A 16,401-nucleotide genomic window follows, 5' to 3' on the forward strand; every position below is an offset into this window, starting at 1 on the left:
TGCGGACGCGCTGCTCGCCGAGGCCGGCGGCGCGCCGCTCGCCGCGCTGGCGCTCGCGAGCGACGAGAACCGCCCGCTGCGCGACTACACGCTCGGGCAGCTCGCGGCCGGTGCGGCATGCGACCCGTTCGCGTGCGGCGAGACGCTGCAGAAACTGCCGGTGCCGCTGGTGCTCGGCTGGCTGCAGCGCTGGCTGTACGACCTGCTCGCGCAGCGGATGGCGGGCGCGCCGCGCTACTTCCCGATGCATGCGGCGGCGCTCGCGCGGTGCGCGGAAGCGGTCGATGCGAACGCGTTCGCGCGTTTCATGAAGGCCGTGACGCGGCAGCGGACGGTCGAGAACCATCCGCTCAACGCGCGGCTCGTATTCGAGGAATTGTTTCTCGGGTACCGGGAAATCTTCGCGTGATCCGGCATTGTTTCCCGTGGGTTGCGAAACGATGACCGGCTCACACCGCGACGCGACCGTGGCCGGCCGGCCCGCGAACGCCGCCCGTTGCCGCATGCCGGCGCACGCATGAGCGCGCGCCTTACGAATTCAGGAAACACGATGTTCGTCGACTCTCACTGCCATATCAATTTCAAGGGCCTGGCCGACCGCCTGCCGGCCGTGCTCGAGAACATGCGCGAGCACGACGTCACGCACGCACTGTGCGTGTCCGTCGATTTCGAGACGCTGCCGGAGGTCCTTGCGATCGCGGACGCGCATGACAATGTCTATGCGTCGGTCGGCGTGCATCCCGATCACGAGGACGCGCGCGAGCCGACACTCGCGGAGCTCGTCGAGCTGGCCGCGCACCCGAAGGTCGTCGCGATCGGCGAAACGGGCCTCGACTATTACCGCCTCGAAGGCCGCTCGATCGCCGACATGGAGTGGCAGCGCGAACGCTTTCGCACGCACATCCGCGCGGCGACCGCGACGATGAAGCCGCTGATCATCCACACGCGCTCGTCGTCGGAGGACACGCTGCGGATCATGGCCGAGGAGCGCGCGGACGTGCCGGGCGGCGTGATGCACTGCTTCACCGAGCCGTGGCCGGTGGCCGAGCAGGCGCTCGCGCAGAACTTCCATATCTCGCTGTCGGGCATCGTCACGTTCAAGAACGCGACCGACGTGCAGGACGTCGCGCGGCGCGTGCCGCTCGACCGGCTGCTGATCGAGACCGACTCGCCGTACCTCGCGCCGGTGCCGTATCGCGGCAAGCCGAATGAACCTGCGTACGTCAGCCATGTCGGACGCTTTATCGCGTCCGAGCGCGGGATCGCCGTCGAGGCACTGGCCGACGCGACGACGCAGAACTTTTTCCGGCTGTTCAAGATCGCCCGCTAACGACGTGCGCGCAGCCGACAACCCAGGGAAGGAGCCCACAACAATGACGAAGCCGACCAACCATCTGCCGAAACGTGCACTCGTTGCCGCCGCGCTCGTCGCGAGCGGCCTGTTCGCGGCAGCCGGCGCGCATGCCGAATCGCTCGATGCGATCGTCAAGGCCGTCAAGTTCGACGACATCGCCGACATCGGCAAGCAGCTCAAGAGCGGCAAGCTCGACCCGAACACGATCGCGCCGAATGGCGACCCGCTGATCGTGATCGCCGCGCGCGAGAAGTCCGACAAGGTCGCAACGGCGCTCGCCACGACGCCGAACGTCGACCTCGAGAAGGAAGACAAGGCCGGCGAAACCGCGCTGATGCTCGCCTCGCTGAACGGCGACCTCGGCCTTGCGAAGCTGCTGGTCGACAAGGGTGCGGAAGTCAGCAAGAAGGGCTGGGCGCCGCTGCACTACGCGGCTACCAACGGCCAGGACGCGGTCGTGAAGCTGCTGCTCGACCACGACGCGTATATCGATACCGCATCGCCGAACGGCACGACGCCGCTGATGATGGCCGCACGCGGCAACCATGCGTCGACGGTGACGCTGCTGCTCGACCAGGGCGCCGATCCGCAGGTGAAGAACCAGCTCGGCATCACCGCGCTCGAATTCGCGAAGCACTACAACGCGCCGGACGCAATCGAGATCCTGAGCAAGCGGACGACGCGCATCGGGGCGTCGACGCCGGCAGACGCGCAAAAGAGTGCAAAATAACGGTTTTCGGTGCGGCAGACGGTGCCCGCCCGGCCGGATGCCGGCCGGAGCAGGGCATTCCGGCGCCGCGCCGGCCAGGGCAGCAGGCGGTCTCGGGCCGCATTGACATAAGGAACACCATGTTGCGCGCAATGTTTTGTGCCGCGGCGTTTGCCGTGCCGTTGTCGGCGGCGGCTTTCACGGGCGCGGATCTCGACCGGCTGTGCGCGAAGACGGACGTCAAGTCGCGGGCGTCGTGCGCGGCCTACATCGAAGGCGCCGCCGACGGCGTCTACAACACCATCGATGCGATCGGCGGCACGACGGGGCCGCGGGTCGGCCAGTATTTCTGCCTGCCGCCCGACATCCGGGCGCAGCAGATGACCGACGCGGTGCGCAAGTACATCGCGGAAAATCCGAAGCTGGCCGACTACAACGCGAGCACCGCGGTGTCGCTCGGTCTCGGCAAGGCGTTTCCGTGCAGGAGCGGCAACTGACCTGACGCCGTGTCCGGGCCCGCGCGTGGCCCGGACGTCGCCGACGCATCCAGGACGAGGCGTGCACGCCTCATCACCCAAGGGCGCCGATGATTTCAATCGAGGAACTGCAGCGCATCGCCGATGCGCCGCTGCATTCGTGGCTCGGCACGCTGGCCGTGTCGGTCATCGTCATGCTGGTTGTCACGGTCGTGCACCGCCTCGGCGCACGCATCGTCAAGCGCCTCGCGCAGCCGTATCCGCTGATGAGCGCGATCCTGCGCTACATCGACAAGCCGTCGCTCGTCGTGCTGGCGCTGCTGGCGCTCGAGTTCGTGTGGGTCCAGGCGGACGACGGCATGTCATTCGTGCGCGGCATGCGCACCGCGGCCGCGGTCGGCTCGATCGTGTCGCTCACGTGGCTGCTGGTGCGGCTCGCGGCCGGCGTCGGCGACGCGATCATCCAGGCGCATCCGATCGATACGGCCGACAACCTCCAGGCGCGGCGCATCCATACGCAGGCCAAGGTGCTCGTGCGGACCGTGATGGTGCTGATCGTGATCATCGGCACCGGCGCCGCGCTGATGACGTTCCCGAACGTGCGCCAGGTGGGCGCGAGCCTGCTGGCGTCGGCCGGCGTCGCGGGCCTGGTCGCGGGTATCGCCGCGCGGCCGGTGCTCGGCAACCTGATCGCCGGGCTGCAGATCGCGCTCACGCAGCCGATCCGGCTCGACGACGTGGTCGTGATCCAGGGCGAGTGGGGGCGTATCGAGGAAATCACCGGTTCGTTCGTGTCGGTGCGGCTGTGGGACCAGCGGCGCCTCGTCGTGCCGCTGCAATGGATCATCGAGAACCCGTTCACGAACTGGACGCGCAGCAGCTCGGAGATCATCGGCACGGTTTACCTGTCGGTCGATTACCGTACGCCGCTCGCACCGCTGCGCGAGGAGCTCGCGCGGCTCGTCCATGCGGCGCCCGAGTGGGACGGCCGCGTGCAGGTGCTGCAGGTGACTGACGCGACGGAGCGCACGATGCAGTTGCGCGCGCTCGTCAGCGCGGCCGACTCGTCGTCGTGCTGGGACCTGCGCTGCCGCGTGCGCGAAGGGTTGATCGCCTATCTGCAGGACCGCTATCCGCAATGCCTGCCGCGCAGCCGGATGGAACTGTATCCGCACGATTCCGCGCCGGATGCGCCGAATCCCGAACGGCCGCACGCGCGCGCCCCTGCCGCCAGTACGGCGGCCAACACCGCGGCCGACCCGCAGGCCGTCGAAGGCCGCTGAACGCGGCTCGCTCGCCATCGTCATGACCGTGCTGAAAACGCTTGCCATCGCCAATTACCGCTCGCTGCGCGAGCTGATCGTGCCGCTCGCGGCGCTCAACGTCGTCACGGGGCCGAACGGCAGCGGCAAGTCGAGCGTGTACCGCGCGCTGCGGCTGCTCGCCGACACCGCACAGGGGCGCGTGATCCCGTCCCTCGCGCGCGAAGGCGGGTTGCCGTCGACGCTGTGGGCCGGCCCCGAGCGTTTCTCGCGGGCGATGCTGGACGGCGACGCGCCGGTCACCGGCACGGTGCGCAAGGGGCCCGTGAGCCTGAAGCTCGGTTTCGCCTGCGACGATTTCGGTTATTCGATCGATCTCGGCATGCCGATTCCGAGCCACTCGCAGTTCTCGCTCGATCCGGTCGTCAAGCGCGAGTGCATCTGGGGCGGCGCGGTGCTGCGCCCGTCGACGCTGCTGGTCGACCGGCAGGGCGCGCAGATCCGTGCGCGCACCGCGACCGGCGACTGGCAGACGATTCCGCAGCCGGTGGCGAGCTTCGACAGCATGATGACCGAGTTCGCCGACCCGACCGGTGCGCCGGAAATGATCGCGGTGCGCGAACGGATCCGCTCGTGGCGCTTCTACGACCATTTCCGCACCGATGCGCAGGCTCCCGCGCGGCAGTCGCACGTCGGCACCCATACGCCGGTGCTCGCGGACGACGGCGCCGATCTGGCCGCCGCGCTGCAGACGATTCGCGAAATCGGCGACGGCGCGGCACTCGATGCGGCGATCGACGACGCATTTCCGGGCGCGTCGGTCGAGATCGACAATCCGGGCGGCCGTGGCCGCTTTGACGTGCTGATGCGCCAGCCGGGGCTGCTGCGGCCGCTCGCGGCGGCCGAGCTGTCGGACGGCACGCTGCGTTACCTGCTGCTCGCGGCGGCGCTGCTGACACCGCGGCCGCCGGCGCTGATGGTGCTGAACGAACCGGAAACCAGCCTGCACCCCGATCTGCTTCCGGCGCTCGGCCGCCTGATCGCGCAGGCGGCGCAGCGTTCGCAGGTGCTGGTCGTGTCGCACGCGGCGCGGCTCATCGCGACGCTCGAGCGCGAGGCCGGCTGCGAATCGCTGGTGCTCGACAAGCAGCTCGGCGCGACGGGGCTCGTCGACGCGGACACGCGCGACCTGCCGGCATGGAAGTGGCCGTCGCGCTGACGGGCGGCGCGGCGTGCGTTCGGGGGCGTTCGGCGCGATCGTCGCGTCGGGGGCCATATCGGCACGGCAGGCGGAATGTATCCTGCCTGTAACAACACCCATAAAATGAAAGACGGGCGGTTCCGGGCAACCGGATCGCGAATAATGAGGAGATATCCGGCGGGCGCTGCATCGGGGCGAGCCGCGCGCGAAAGCGCAAGGGCCCGCCGGCCGTGCCGCAACGGACAGGACACAGGAGACGTGGACCATGAGAATTGCCCAGATCGCGCCGCTGACCGAATCGGTGCCGCCGAAGCTGTACGGCGGCACGGAGCGCGTCGTGTCCTACATCACCGAGGCGCTCGTCGAGCTCGGTCATGACGTGACGCTGTTCGCCAGCGGCGATTCGACGACGCGGGCGAAGCTCGAGCCGGTCTGGCCGCGTGCACTGCGGCTCGACTCGTCGATCCGCGACCGGGTCGCGCCGCACATGCTGCTGATGGAGACGGTCGCGCGCCGCGCGAAGGACTTCGACGTGCTCCATTTCCACATGGATTACTACTCGTTCTCGGTCTTCAACCGGCAGGAAACGCCTTACGTGACGACGCTGCACGGCCGGCTCGACCTGCCCGAGCAGCAGCCGGTGTTCGACACGTTCAACACGGCGCCGGTGATCTCGATTTCGAACTCGCAGCGCCAGCCGCTGCCGCAGGCGAAATGGCTGACGACCGTCTACCACGGGCTGCCCGAGACGCTGTACATGCCGCAGCCCGTCGAGCCGCGCTATCTCGCGTTCCTCGGCCGCATCTCGCCGGAGAAGCGCGTCGACACGGCGATCCGCATCGCCCGTCAGTGCGGGTTGCCGATCAGGATCGCCGCGAAGGTCGATGCGGCCGACCAGGAATACTTCGAGCGCGAGATCAAGCCGCTTTTCGCGTTGCCGCACGTCGAATACATCGGCGAGATCGCCGATCACCAGAAGGCCGAGTTCCTGTCGGGCGCGCATGCGCTGCTGTTTCCGATCGACTGGCCGGAGCCGTTCGGCCTCGTGATGATCGAGGCGATGTCGTGCGGCACGCCGGTGATCGCGTTCAATCGCGGCGCGGTGCCCGAAGTGGTGGACGAGGGCGTGTCGGGTTTCATCGTCGAGGATGAAATCAGCGCGGTGGCCGCCGTGAACCGGCTGCACCTGCTGCCGCGCGCGCGCGTGCGGCAGCGCTTCGAGGCGCGCTTCACGTCGCGCCGCATGGCGCAGCAGTATGTCGACGTCTACCAGTCGGTGATCCGCGCACAGAAACGCTCGCGCTTCAAGGTCATCGACTCGACGACCTGACGCGCGTCGCGCGCGGATAAAAAAACGGCGATGCCCGCGAGGACATCGCCGTTTGCGCGTGGCCCGCGCGCGGTGCGCACGGGCGGCACGCCAGCGTCAGATCTTCAGCTTCGAGACCTTCGTGCCGTTGATCGACACGTCGCCCATCAGGCCCGCGTTCGTCAGCACGACGACCTGGACCGGTGCGGTGGCCGTGGTCGTGTCGACCGCGCCGTTCGCGCCCATCTTCACGAGCGCGACCGACGCGCCGGCGCCGGCGGCCCAGCCGTCCGAGCCGCGGAATTCGTCGAGCGCTTCCTGCGTCATGAACAGGAACACGATCGCCTTCGACTGCGCGCCGGCCTGCAGGCCGACCGACAGCGACGACGTGTTGTAGTAGCCGACCGTGCTGCCGCCGACGCGCAGTGCGCCGTTGCCGGACTGGCCGCCGACGATGAAGCCGGCCTGGATCACGTCCGGGAAGACAAGCACGCCGCGCGACTTCGCGACGAGTTCCCGCGAACCCTTGACCGTGGAGTACATGCGCGACAGCGTGGCGTCGACGCTCGAGTCGATTGCCTGGCGCTTCGACGCGTTGGTCGCGGCGTTGTCCGGCTTGTCCGGGGTGGTGGTGCAACCGGTGAGCGCGAGGCTACCGACGATGAGCGCAGCGGCGGCTTTCAGCACAAGATTCCGTTTTTGCATCGTTCTTCTCCATCGGATGACGTTCGGAGTGAGTCTCGCTCAGGGAGCGGATCACGTCGGCAGTTATATCACAATGGATTACACCCCCTTTTCGTCCGCGCAACAAAAAGCGTCAAATCGCGCGAGGGTGTCGCGGCGTGCCAACGGACGATCCGGCGCCCGCGCGCCGGGGGCGGGGCGGCATGCGGGCGCAGCGGTTGATCGTGCGGTGGCGCCTGCGGCGCGTATCAGTGCGTGACGGGCGGAACGGGTGGAGCCGGCGGCTTGATCGGCGGGCGGCGCAGCACGCGGCGGATCAGCGCGATCACGACGCCGCACGCGAACAGGAACGCGGCCGGCACGACCCAGTAGCCGACGAACGCATGCCACAGGTAGCCCGCGAGCGTATTGCGGCGCAGCACGTATTCGTCGCGGGCCGCCTGCTGGCGCGGCGCGTTGGCGGCGAGCACGTCGGCCGGGCAGCCGGCCGCGCGCGCCTCGTCAGGATCCCCGTGGCACTTCGCGGCGGCGCCGGCGGCCTGCTGCGCATCGGTGAGCTGCCAGGTGGTCAGCGCGAGCTGCAGGTCCGCCTTGTTGTAGGCCATTTCCTCGCGGATCTCGCGGACGGCGACGATCGCGACGGGCACGGCCCAGAACACGATCACGATCAGCCAGCGGCGGAACCAGCGGTGTTGTCTCCATGCCATCCATGCCTCCGTTTGACGCGCGTGCGCGTCCGTCTCGAGGGCGGCCCGATGGCGCTTCTTGTACTTGGATGGGCCGCGTTGCAGCCATCATAGAAGAAATCGCGGCGAATTGCCGCACCATGTGGCGGCGCCGGCACGGCGGGCCGGGAAAGCGGGGCGGAAGAGGTCGGGGCCGGGCGCGTCGATGCGCGTGCAACGAAAACAAAAATGCCGCGCCCGCCGAAGCGGTGCGCGGCATTCGATACGGGAGCGCCGGAACTCAGGCTGCCGGCTGATTGCTCAGGCAGCTCTTCATGAACGCCTTGCGGTCGTCGCCCTTCTTGCCGGTGGCCTGCGTGTTGCATGCCTTCATCTTTTCCTGCTGCGTCATCGCCTTCGCGGGCTTCGCCGACAGGCAGTCCTTCATGAACGCCTTGCGTTCATCGCCCGTCTTGCCGGCTGCCTGGGTGTTGCAGGCCTTCATCTTGTCCTGCTGGCTGTTCGCCGCGAATGCGGGGGAAGCCAGCATGCCGCCGAGAAGCACTGCGGCTACGAGCGATTGGATTTTCATTTCGACACTCCCATGGGGTGAATTGCGTTTTATCGACGCCGTCACGACGCCCCGCACGATGAGCATGGGGCCGCATCGCGCGGGGCGATCCGATTATGGCCAATCAATGTGAAAACACCAAAACGGCACTTCCTATAACGTTGCAGATACCACGTCCGTTGACGGCGCACCCGGCCGGACGATCGGGGCAAACCATGATGTGCGGCGGCCGGCCCCGGCCGCCGCGCCGGAACCTGCCGGATACCGGCCGCAAGCCTTTACAATCGCGGCCATGAATACTCCGAATCCCGCATCCCCTTCGTCCGCGGCGGCCCTGCCGCGCATCGCCGTGCTCGCCACCGGCGGCACGATTGCCGGCGCCGCGCCCGACGCGGCCAGCACGGCCGGCTACCAGGCCGGCGCGCTCGGCGTCAATTTCCTGGTCGACGCGGTGCCGGCGCTCGCGTCCGTCGCGCGCATCGACGCCGAGCAAGTCGCCAGCATCGACAGCAAGGATCTCGCGCTGCCGCTGTGGAACACGCTCGCCGCGCGGATCGACGCGCTGATGGCCGACCCGGCGGTCGACGGTATCGTGATCACCCACGGCACCGACACGCTCGAGGAAACCGCATATGCGCTGCACCTGGTCGTCAGGGGCGACAAGCCCGTTGTGCTGACGGCCGCGATGCGGCCGGCGACCGCGCTGTCGTCCGACGGCCCGCTGAACCTGCTGAATGCGGTGACGGTGGCCGCGCATCCGTCCGCGCGCGGGCAGGGCGTGCTGGTCGCGTTCAACAACCGGATCCACGGCGCGCGCGACGTGGTGAAGACGAGCACCTATGCGGTCGACGCGTTCCAGTCGCCGGAACTCGGTGCACTCGGCTGGGTGCAGGACGGCCGGGTCGAATTCGCGCGCCGCGTCACGCGTTCGCGCGACGCGCAACTGGCGATCGCGGCAACCTGGCCGCCGGTCGAGGTCGTTGCGAGCTACGCGGGCGTGACGCGCACGGCCGTTGACGCGCTTGTCGCGGCCGGCGTACGCGGTCTCGTCGTCGCCGGCACCGGCAACGGCTCGATCCATGCGACGCTGCAGGCGGCGCTCGCCGATGCGGTCAACGCGGGCGTGGCGGTGGTCCGTGCGTCGCGCGTCGGGTCGGGGCACGTGATGCGCAACGGCGCCGCGAGCGACGATGCGCTCGGTTTCGTGAGCGCGGGTTCGCTGCACCCGTTCAAGGCGCGCGTGCTGCTGATGCTCGCGCTCGCGAACGGCATTCACGATCGCGATGCATTGCAACGCGCGTTCGATACGCTGTGATTCGATGACGGGATGACCGACACGCGCCGATTGCACGGCGCGCGTCGCCCATGAAAAAGGCAGGCCGAGCGGCCTGCCTTTTTTGCGTCAGTGCTGCACGAATGCTCAGGACTGCGGCGGAATCACGAGCTTCTGGCCCGGGTAGATCCGGTCCGGGCTCGACAGCATCGGCTTGTTCGCCTCGAAGATCGCCGGGTACTTGTTCGCGTCGCCATATACCTCCTTGGCGATCGCCGACAGCGTGTCGCCCGGCTTCACGTCGTGGTACTGCACTTCCGGATCGTCCGGTTGCAGATCGTCGTCGTTGACGCCCGCGACGCCCTGCACGTTGCCGGCCGCGACCTTGACCTTCGCTTTCGTGTCGAGGTCGGCGACGCTGCCCGACAGCGTCACGGTGCGCGATGCGCCGTCGAACGCCACGGTGAGGTTCGACGTATCGAGACCCTGCGTGTTGATGTAGTTCTTGATGGCATCGGCCGCGGTCTGGTTTGCGGCATTCGGATCTTCCGCTGCTTGCGCGTCGGCATGACCCAGCAGTTTTTCACCCGCCTCTTTGATAAACGAAAGAAGACCCATCGTTGCACTCCTTGGGTGGTTGAAAAGAAAACGCGCCGTGAAGTGGCGAAAAAAACACCGCGCTGGGCGCGGTCACCGGAAGTGACCGCAAGCGCGGCGGTTTTCTCGAAAGGCGTGGCGAAAGTGTAGGCGTTCATCGCGACGATTGCATGAAAAATCGCACGCTCGAACGTAAAGAAATGTAATACGCGAAATCCGACAGGCGGACACCCGACGACGACGTCTGACCGACCAAGGCTTCCCCGGCGTCGCCGGGTGCCGCTGCGGACCCCACCACGCCGCTCTCAGCCCAGAGCGGCGTTTTTCGCCCCGTCCCGCATGCCGTCGGCAGTGCAGGGCGGGGCGCCCCACCGTGATGCGCGCGTGTCCCGCGCATCGATGCGACCGGCCGTGCCGGTCGCGTGTGTCATTCGCGTGTCCGTCATCGCGACGGACCGCGCGTTACTGCATCATCGGAAGCAAGCCGCGCCAGGCGGCATGCGTTCAGCCCGCCGTCTTCTCGATCTCGAAGTTCGACATGATCTCGAGCGCGCGCACGAGTGCCGAGTGATCCCACGCTTTGCCGCCGTGCGCTGCGCACACGCTGAACAGCTGCTGCGCGCTCGCCGTGTGCGGCAGGGCGAGGCCGAGCTTGCGTGCGCCGTCGAGCGCGAGGTTCAGGTCCTTCTGGTGCAGCTCGATGCGGAAGCCCGGATCGAACGTGCGCTTCGTCATCCGCGCGCCGTGCACTTCGAGGATGCGCGACGCGGCGAAGCCGCCCATCAGCGCCTGGCGCACGCGCTCCGGATTCGCGCCCGAACGTGCGGCGAACAACAGCGCTTCGCCGACGGCTTCGATGTTCAGCGCGACGATGATCTGGTTCGCGACCTTGCAGGTCTGGCCCGCGCCGTTGTCGCCGACGAGCGTGATGTTCTTGCCCATCTTCTCGAACAGCGGCTTCGCGCGCTCGAATGCCGCCTCCGGGCCGCCGACCATGATCGTCAGCGTCGCTTCGCGGGCGCCGACTTCGCCGCCGGACACCGGCGCGTCGAGGTAGTCGCAATCGAGCGCGTTGATCTGCTTCGCGAATTCCTGCGTGTCGAGCGGCGAGATCGAGCTCATGTCGATAACGAGCTTGCCGGCCGTCAGGCCCTTCGCGACGCCGTCGTCGGCGAACAGCACGTTACGCACGTCCGGCGTATCCGGCACCATCGAGATGATGATGTCCGCGTTCCGTGCGACTTCGGTCGAATTCGCGACGACCTTCGCGCTCGTGCGCAGGTCGTCGGGAATCGGGAACGCGCCGTTCACGACGAGCTGGTGGTCACCCTTGAGCAGGTTGCGCGCCATGTGCGCGCCCATGATGCCGAGGCCGATGAAACCGATGGTTGCCATGTGAAAGTCTCCTATAGGGGCGTATGCGGAAAGGGCGGATCTCAGGCGGCGCGACGCGCCGAGCCCGGTGCGCAGCCGGCGACGCTGTGCAGCCAGCCGAGGCCTTCCGTCGTGGTGGTGCGGGGCTTGTATTCGCAGCCGACGTAGCCGGCATAGCCGAGCCGGTCGAGCAGCGCGAACAGGAATGCGTAGTTGATCTCGCCCGTGCCCGGCTCGTTGCGGCCCGGGTTGTCCGCGAGCTGGACGTGGCCGATCGATGCGAGGTTGCGTTCGATCGTCGCCGCCAGTTCGCCTTCCATGCGCTGCATGTGATAGATGTCGTACTGCAGGAACAGGTTGTCCGAGCCGACCGCGCGGATCACGTCGAGCCCTTCCGACGAGCGGTTCAGCGCAAAACCCGGGATGTCGAAGCTGTTGCACGGCTCGACGAGCAGGCGGATGCCTTCGCGCTTCAGCGCGTCGGCGGCAAAGCGCAGGTTGTCGACGATCGTGACGAAAGTCTTGTCGCGTGCCGTGCTCGCCGACGGAATCCCGACGAGGCAGTTCAGCTGCGGCACCTTCAGCGCCTTCGCGTACTCGATCGCACGGCCGACACCTTCCTGGAACTCGCCGACGCGATCGGGCAGGCACGCGATGCCGCGCTCGCCCTGGTCCCAGTTGCCGGCGGGCAGGTTGTGCAGCACGAGGCGCAGGCGATGCGTCTCGAGCCGTTCGGCGAGTTCCTCTTTCGCGTACGGGTACGGGAACAGGAACTCGACGGCGTCGAAGCCCGCATCGGCGGCCGCCTTGAAGCGGTCGAGGAACGGCACTTCGTTGAACAGCATGGTCAGGTTTGCAGCAAACTTCGGCATGAGCTAAGCCTCTTCGGTCGGTCAGTCAAAAATGTCGTGCAGTTCAGTCGAGCATCGAGATCGCGGTCGGTGCGTGCTCGGCCTTTTCGGCGAGATCCTCGAATTCGTTGATCGCGTCGATTTCGGTACCCATCGAGATGTTCGTCACGCGTTCGAGGATCACTTCGACGACCACCGGCACGCTGAATTTTTCCGCGAGCGTTTGCGCCTGGCGCAGCGCCGGCTCGATCTCTTCCGGCTTGAACACGCGCAGCGCCTTGCAGCCGAGGCCTTCCGCGACGGCCACGTGGTCGACGCCATAGCCGTTCAGTTCCGGCGCATTCACGTTGTCGAACGCGAGCTGCACGCAGTAGTCCATGTCGAACGCACGCTGCGCCTGGCGGATCAGGCCGAGGTACGAGTTGTTCACGACGACGTGCACGTACGGCAGCTTGAATTGCGCGCCGGCTGCGAGTTCCTCGATCATGAACTGGAAGTCGTAGTCGCCGGACAGCGCGACGATCGGGCGGCTCGGGTCGGCGGCACGCACGCCGAGCGCGGCGGGGATCGTCCAGCCGAGCGGGCCCGCCTGGCCGCAGTTGATCCAGTTGCGTGCCTTGAACACGTGCAGGAACTGCGCGGCGGCGATCTGCGACAGGCCGATCGTGCTGACGTAGCAGGTATCGCGGCCGAACACCTTGTTCATCTCTTCGTACACGCGCTGCGGCTTGACCGGCACGTTGTCGAAGTGCGTCTTGCGCTGCAGCGTGCGCTTGCGTGCCTGGCAGTCGGCAACCCATGCGCTGCGATCCTTCAGCTTGCCGGCGGCCTTCCATTCCTGCGCGACCGCGACGAACAGTTCCAGCGCGGCCCTGGCGTCCGACACGATGCCGAGATCCGGGCCGAACACGCGGCCGATCTGCGTCGGCTCGATGTCGACGTGCACGAACTTGCGGCCCTTCGTATAGACCTCGACGCTGCCCGTGTGACGGTTCGCCCAGCGGTTGCCGATGCCGAGCACGAAGTCCGATGCGAGCAGCGTCGCGTTGCCGTAGCGGTGCGACGTCTGCAGGCCGACCATCCCGGCCATCAGCGGGTGGTCGTCCGGAATCGCGCCCCACGACATCAGCGTCGGGATCACCGGCACGCCGATCGTTTCGGCGAACTGGACGAGCAGGTCTTCCGCCGCCGCGTTGAGCACGCCGCCGCCCGACACGATCAGCGGCCTGTCCGCGTCGTTGAGCATTGCGAGCGCCTTCTCGATCTGCGCGCGGGTGGCCGCGGGCTTGTAGACCGGCAGCGGTTCATAGGTGTCGATGTCGAACTCGATTTCGGCGAGCTGCACGTCGATCGGCAGGTCGACCAGCACCGGGCCCGGGCGGCCCGAGCGCATCAGGTGGAACGCCTGCTGGAACACGCGCGGCACCAGCGCCGGTTCGCGCACGGTGACGGCCCACTTGGTGACGGGCTTTGCGATCGATTCGATGTCGACGGCCTGGAAGTCTTCCTTGTACAGGCGGGCACGCGGTGCCTGGCCCGTGATCGCGAGGATCGGGATCGAGTCGGCGGATGCGGAATAGAGACCAGTGATCATGTCGGTGCCGGCCGGGCCCGACGTGCCGATGCACACGCCGATGTTGCCCGGGGCCGCACGCGTGAAGCCTTCGGCCATGTGCGACGCGCCTTCGACGTGGCGGGCCAGCACGTGGCTGATGCCGCCGGACTTGCGCATCGCCGAGTAGAACGGGTTGATCGCCGCACCCGGCACGCCGAACGCGGTCTGGATGCCTTCCTTCTCGAGCACGAGCACAGCTGCGTCGACGGCTCTCATCTTGGCCATGAATGTCTCCTTGAATGGGGTGGATCTTGCGAATGGGTCTGTTGGGGACACTTTAGGGATGCAGGAAAGGTTTGATAAGATCAGCCGAAGTCGCTTTTTTCGAAACTAAAAGTATTGAATGACGGCCGGGCGGGGCTTTCCGCCGGAGCCGGAACAGAGACGGAGACGGGAGATGGATCGCTTCAAGCAGATCGAGACGTTCGTGCGCGTGGCCGATGCCGGCAGCCTCGCGGCGGCGGCGCTCGAGGAGGGCGTGTCGCCGGTCGTGCTCGGGCGGCGCATCGACGCGCTCGAGAAGCGGCTCGGCGTGAAGCTGATGTACCGCTCGACGCGGCGGCTGGTGGTCAGCGAGGAGGGCGCGGCGTTCCTCGAGCGCTGCCGCGGGCTGCTGTCCGAATGGGACCAGGCCGAGAACGAACTGGCCGCCGGGCGGCGCGCGGTCAGCGGGCACCTGATCGTGTCGGCGCCGGCCGCATTCGGGCGCAAGCACGTCGCGCCGCACGCGCCGGGCTTTCTGGCCGACAAGCCCGAGATGCAGCTGTCGTTCAACCTGACCGACCGCGTCGTCGATCTCGTGCGCGAAGGCTACGACCTGTCGATCCGGATCGGCGGTGCCGTCGATCCGAACTTCGTCGCGGTGAAGCTCGCGTCGAACCGGCGCGTCGTGTGCGGCACGCCCGAGTATTTCCGCCGGCACGGCCGGCCGAAGTCGCTCGACGACCTGCTCAGGCACAACTGCCTGGCGTTCAACCTGCAGGGCGGGCAGAACCGCGGCTGGTATTTCCAGCGCCACGGCAAGATCGCGACGATGCGCGTGGCCGGCAACCTCGACTGCAACGACGGCGAGCTGCTGCACCGCTGGGTGGCCGAAGGCCTCGGGCTCGGCTGGCGCTCCACGTGGGAAATCGCCGCGCAGCTCGAGACGGGCGAGCTCGAGACCGTGCTCGACGAATACGCGCTGCCCGACTACGACATCCTCGCGGTCTATCCGCAGCAGCGCTACGTGCCGGCGCGCGTGCGCTATTTCATCGACTACCTGCGCGCCGCGTATGCGCGCCCCGGTTACTGGAGCACCACGCCGTAACGGCAGGCGGGCGGCCCGGCGATTTTTTTACGCTTCATGCGTCCGGCGCGGGAATAAACTCGACGCAGCAACGGTATGGTCATCGAGCGCGCACGTTGCCGGTCTGTCCGGGCGCCGTGCGCGGAACGGGCGCGGCATCGGCCGCCGGGACCAGGGAGGCCATGTGGGGCAAGCCGGACAGGCGGTCGAAGAACGGGTGGCAGACGACGCGGTCGCGCGCGGCGAGCGGTTTCGCGCGCTCGTGCTGCCGCATCTCGACGCCGCGTACAACCTCGCACGCTGGCTGAGCGGTAACGCCGGCGATGCGGACGACGTTGTCCAGGACGCGTGCATGCGTGCGTTGCGCTTCGTCGATTCGTGTCGCGGCGACAACGCGCGGCCGTGGCTGCTGACGATCGTGCGCCACACCTGGTACACGGAGTGGCGGCGCCGCACGCATGCGCACGAGGTCGCGCTGCCCGACGCGCTGGACGACACCGACGTGCCCGACGACTGGCAGCCCGCCACCGAGGACCCGCTCGCGCACCTGCTGCGCGGCGAGAACGTGCGGCTCGTGAACGCGGCGCTCGCGAAGCTGCCGCCCGAATACCGCGAGGTGCTGGTGCTGCGCGAGATGGAGGACCTGAGCTACCGCGAGATCGCGGCGATCGCGGACGTGCCGGTCGGCACGGTGATGTCGCGGCTCGCACGCGGCCGGCGCAAGCTCGCTGCGCTGCTGGGCCGCCCGCCGGCACCGGCGGCCGAAGGCAGGCCGGGCCGTACGCCGGCAGGCGGAACCGCATCGGAGGCTATCGATGGACTGTAACGAAGCGCGAGCATTGCTGGACGCGGACGTCGACCGCGAGCTGTCGGCGCCCGACGCGTTGCGGGTCCAGCAGCATGTCGAAGGGTGCGACGTGTGTCGCCAGGAACGCGAACGGGTCGTCACGTTGGTGCAGGCCGTGCGTCAGGCCGACTATCACCGTGCGCCGGATGCGTTGCGGGCGAGCATTCTTGCGAGCCTGCCTGCCGCGGCCGACGCGCCTGCCCGCGAGCAGGCGCGGGCGGAGCCGCAATCCGGATCCCGATCGCAGCCGCAGCGGCGGCCGCGCGGGCGTAACGGGTTGTCCTGGTTGCCGGGGCTTGGCGGGGCGGCACGCCCGGCCACGGCC

17 protein-coding genes and 1 pseudogene are annotated in these 16,401 nt (G+C 67.9%); 11 read left to right on the forward strand and 7 right to left on the reverse strand.

Annotated elements, in window-relative coordinates; all coding sequences use genetic code 11:
- The 7 genes and pseudogenes from DPV74_RS29980 to DPV74_RS30010 form a co-directional block, all read left to right on the forward strand.
- A pseudogene (locus DPV74_RS29980) lies at nt 1-409 on the forward strand (DNA polymerase III subunit delta'); the annotation flags it as partial.
- Nucleotides 410-550: 141 nt separating this feature from the next.
- Nucleotides 551-1,330 carry a TatD family hydrolase gene (locus DPV74_RS29985; protein WP_059687384.1) on the forward strand — a complete coding sequence of 260 codons (780 nt, stop codon included), beginning with the start codon at nt 551-553 and terminating at the stop codon, nt 1,328-1,330.
- Nucleotides 1,331-1,373: 43 nt separating this feature from the next.
- Nucleotides 1,374-2,084: an ankyrin repeat domain-containing protein gene (locus DPV74_RS29990; RefSeq protein ID WP_119338511.1), complete on the forward strand. Its 711-nt coding sequence runs from the start codon at nt 1,374-1,376 to the stop codon at nt 2,082-2,084.
- A gap of 119 nt (nt 2,085-2,203) precedes the next feature.
- Nucleotides 2,204-2,560 (forward strand): Rap1a/Tai family immunity protein, encoded by a 357-nt coding sequence (locus DPV74_RS29995; RefSeq protein WP_006485939.1) that lies wholly within the window; start codon nt 2,204-2,206, stop codon nt 2,558-2,560.
- A gap of 89 nt (nt 2,561-2,649) precedes the next feature.
- Nucleotides 2,650-3,822 (forward strand): mechanosensitive ion channel family protein, encoded by a 1,173-nt coding sequence (locus DPV74_RS30000; protein WP_119338512.1) that lies wholly within the window; start codon nt 2,650-2,652, stop codon nt 3,820-3,822.
- A 22-nt stretch (nt 3,823-3,844) separates the two neighbouring features.
- Nucleotides 3,845-5,020, forward strand: a complete 1,176-nt coding sequence (locus DPV74_RS30005) for an AAA family ATPase (protein WP_059687386.1) — start codon at nt 3,845-3,847, stop codon at nt 5,018-5,020.
- Between the two features lie 247 nt (nt 5,021-5,267).
- Complete coding sequence (locus tag DPV74_RS30010) at nt 5,268-6,332, forward strand: glycosyltransferase family 4 protein (protein WP_060205986.1); 1,065 nt, start codon at nt 5,268-5,270, stop codon at nt 6,330-6,332.
- Between the two features lie 96 nt (nt 6,333-6,428).
- Here the strand turns inward: DPV74_RS30010 and DPV74_RS30015 are convergent, their stop codons facing one another.
- The 3 genes from DPV74_RS30015 to DPV74_RS30025 form a co-directional block, all read right to left on the reverse strand.
- Nucleotides 6,429-7,016: a YSC84-related protein gene (locus DPV74_RS30015; protein ID WP_011352325.1), complete on the reverse strand. Its 588-nt coding sequence runs from the start codon at nt 7,014-7,016 to the stop codon at nt 6,429-6,431.
- Between the two features lie 227 nt (nt 7,017-7,243).
- A complete protein-coding gene (locus DPV74_RS30020) occupies nt 7,244-7,702 on the reverse strand; it encodes a membrane protein (RefSeq protein WP_027787186.1) in 459 nt (152 codons plus the stop codon).
- A 259-nt stretch (nt 7,703-7,961) separates the two neighbouring features.
- The gene (locus DPV74_RS30025; RefSeq protein WP_011549641.1) at nt 7,962-8,252 is read right to left on the reverse strand and encodes a PsiF family protein; all 291 of its coding nucleotides are present in this window, start codon (nt 8,250-8,252) and stop codon (nt 7,962-7,964) included.
- Between the two features lie 271 nt (nt 8,253-8,523).
- On the opposite strand from DPV74_RS30025, the gene DPV74_RS30030 reads away from it, so the two are divergent.
- Nucleotides 8,524-9,546 carry an asparaginase gene (locus DPV74_RS30030; RefSeq protein WP_060084273.1) on the forward strand — a complete coding sequence of 341 codons (1,023 nt, stop codon included), beginning with the start codon at nt 8,524-8,526 and terminating at the stop codon, nt 9,544-9,546.
- 105 nt (nt 9,547-9,651) lie between these two features.
- Here the strand turns inward: DPV74_RS30030 and lysM are convergent, their stop codons facing one another.
- The 4 genes from lysM to gcl form a co-directional block, all read right to left on the reverse strand.
- Entirely contained in the window at nt 9,652-10,122 is a 471-nt protein-coding gene (lysM, locus tag DPV74_RS30035) for a peptidoglycan-binding protein LysM (protein WP_021162125.1), read from the reverse strand.
- 483 nt (nt 10,123-10,605) lie between these two features.
- Nucleotides 10,606-11,511, reverse strand: a complete 906-nt coding sequence (locus DPV74_RS30040; protein WP_346341817.1) for a 2-hydroxy-3-oxopropionate reductase — start codon at nt 11,509-11,511, stop codon at nt 10,606-10,608.
- A 26-nt stretch (nt 11,512-11,537) separates the two neighbouring features.
- Nucleotides 11,538-12,347, reverse strand: a complete 810-nt coding sequence (hyi, locus tag DPV74_RS30045) for a hydroxypyruvate isomerase (protein WP_021162122.1) — start codon at nt 12,345-12,347, stop codon at nt 11,538-11,540.
- Nucleotides 12,348-12,390: 43 nt separating this feature from the next.
- A complete protein-coding gene (gene gcl / locus DPV74_RS30050) occupies nt 12,391-14,166 on the reverse strand; it encodes a glyoxylate carboligase (RefSeq protein WP_119338514.1) in 1,776 nt (591 codons plus the stop codon).
- A 172-nt stretch (nt 14,167-14,338) separates the two neighbouring features.
- Here gcl and DPV74_RS30055 point away from each other — a divergent pair, with 172 nt between their 5' ends.
- From DPV74_RS30055 to DPV74_RS30065, 3 genes are all read left to right on the forward strand, one after another.
- A complete protein-coding gene (locus tag DPV74_RS30055) occupies nt 14,339-15,250 on the forward strand; it encodes a substrate binding domain-containing protein (protein WP_021162120.1) in 912 nt (303 codons plus the stop codon).
- A 163-nt stretch (nt 15,251-15,413) separates the two neighbouring features.
- Nucleotides 15,414-16,055: an RNA polymerase sigma factor gene (locus DPV74_RS30060; RefSeq protein ID WP_119338515.1), complete on the forward strand. Its 642-nt coding sequence runs from the start codon at nt 15,414-15,416 to the stop codon at nt 16,053-16,055.
- Nucleotides 16,045-16,401: anti-sigma factor (locus tag DPV74_RS30065; protein ID WP_162923174.1), on the forward strand; the 357-nt coding region annotated here is incomplete at its 3' end. The genes DPV74_RS30060 and DPV74_RS30065, both read left to right, overlap by 11 nt.

The organism is Burkholderia sp. HAN2018 (assembly GCF_024704855.1).
Taxonomy (GTDB): domain Bacteria; phylum Pseudomonadota; class Gammaproteobacteria; order Burkholderiales; family Burkholderiaceae; genus Burkholderia; species Burkholderia cepacia.

What these genes read in the sequence shown, in the direction of transcription:
- DPV74_RS30015 (WP_011352325.1), bottom strand. Translation starts at nt 7,016, where the DNA reads ATGCAAAAACGGAATCTTGTGCTGAAAGCCGCCGCTGCGCTCATCGTC.
- DPV74_RS30010 (WP_060205986.1), top strand. Translation starts at nt 5,268, where the DNA reads ATGAGAATTGCCCAGATCGCGCCGCTGACCGAATCGGTGCCGCCGAAG.
- gcl (WP_119338514.1), bottom strand. Translation starts at nt 14,166, where the DNA reads ATGGCCAAGATGAGAGCCGTCGACGCAGCTGTGCTCGTGCTCGAGAAG.
- DPV74_RS30030 (WP_060084273.1), top strand. Translation starts at nt 8,524, where the DNA reads ATGAATACTCCGAATCCCGCATCCCCTTCGTCCGCGGCGGCCCTGCCG.
- DPV74_RS29985 (WP_059687384.1), top strand. Translation starts at nt 551, where the DNA reads ATGTTCGTCGACTCTCACTGCCATATCAATTTCAAGGGCCTGGCCGAC.
- DPV74_RS30005 (WP_059687386.1), top strand. Translation starts at nt 3,845, where the DNA reads ATGACCGTGCTGAAAACGCTTGCCATCGCCAATTACCGCTCGCTGCGC.
- DPV74_RS30000 (WP_119338512.1), top strand. Translation starts at nt 2,650, where the DNA reads ATGATTTCAATCGAGGAACTGCAGCGCATCGCCGATGCGCCGCTGCAT.
- DPV74_RS30020 (WP_027787186.1), bottom strand. Translation starts at nt 7,702, where the DNA reads ATGGCATGGAGACAACACCGCTGGTTCCGCCGCTGGCTGATCGTGATC.
- DPV74_RS30055 (WP_021162120.1), top strand. Translation starts at nt 14,339, where the DNA reads ATGGATCGCTTCAAGCAGATCGAGACGTTCGTGCGCGTGGCCGATGCC.
- DPV74_RS29995 (WP_006485939.1), top strand. Translation starts at nt 2,204, where the DNA reads ATGTTGCGCGCAATGTTTTGTGCCGCGGCGTTTGCCGTGCCGTTGTCG.
- DPV74_RS29990 (WP_119338511.1), top strand. Translation starts at nt 1,374, where the DNA reads ATGACGAAGCCGACCAACCATCTGCCGAAACGTGCACTCGTTGCCGCC.
- hyi (WP_021162122.1), bottom strand. Translation starts at nt 12,347, where the DNA reads ATGCCGAAGTTTGCTGCAAACCTGACCATGCTGTTCAACGAAGTGCCG.
- DPV74_RS30025 (WP_011549641.1), bottom strand. Translation starts at nt 8,252, where the DNA reads ATGAAAATCCAATCGCTCGTAGCCGCAGTGCTTCTCGGCGGCATGCTG.
- lysM (WP_021162125.1), bottom strand. Translation starts at nt 10,122, where the DNA reads ATGGGTCTTCTTTCGTTTATCAAAGAGGCGGGTGAAAAACTGCTGGGT.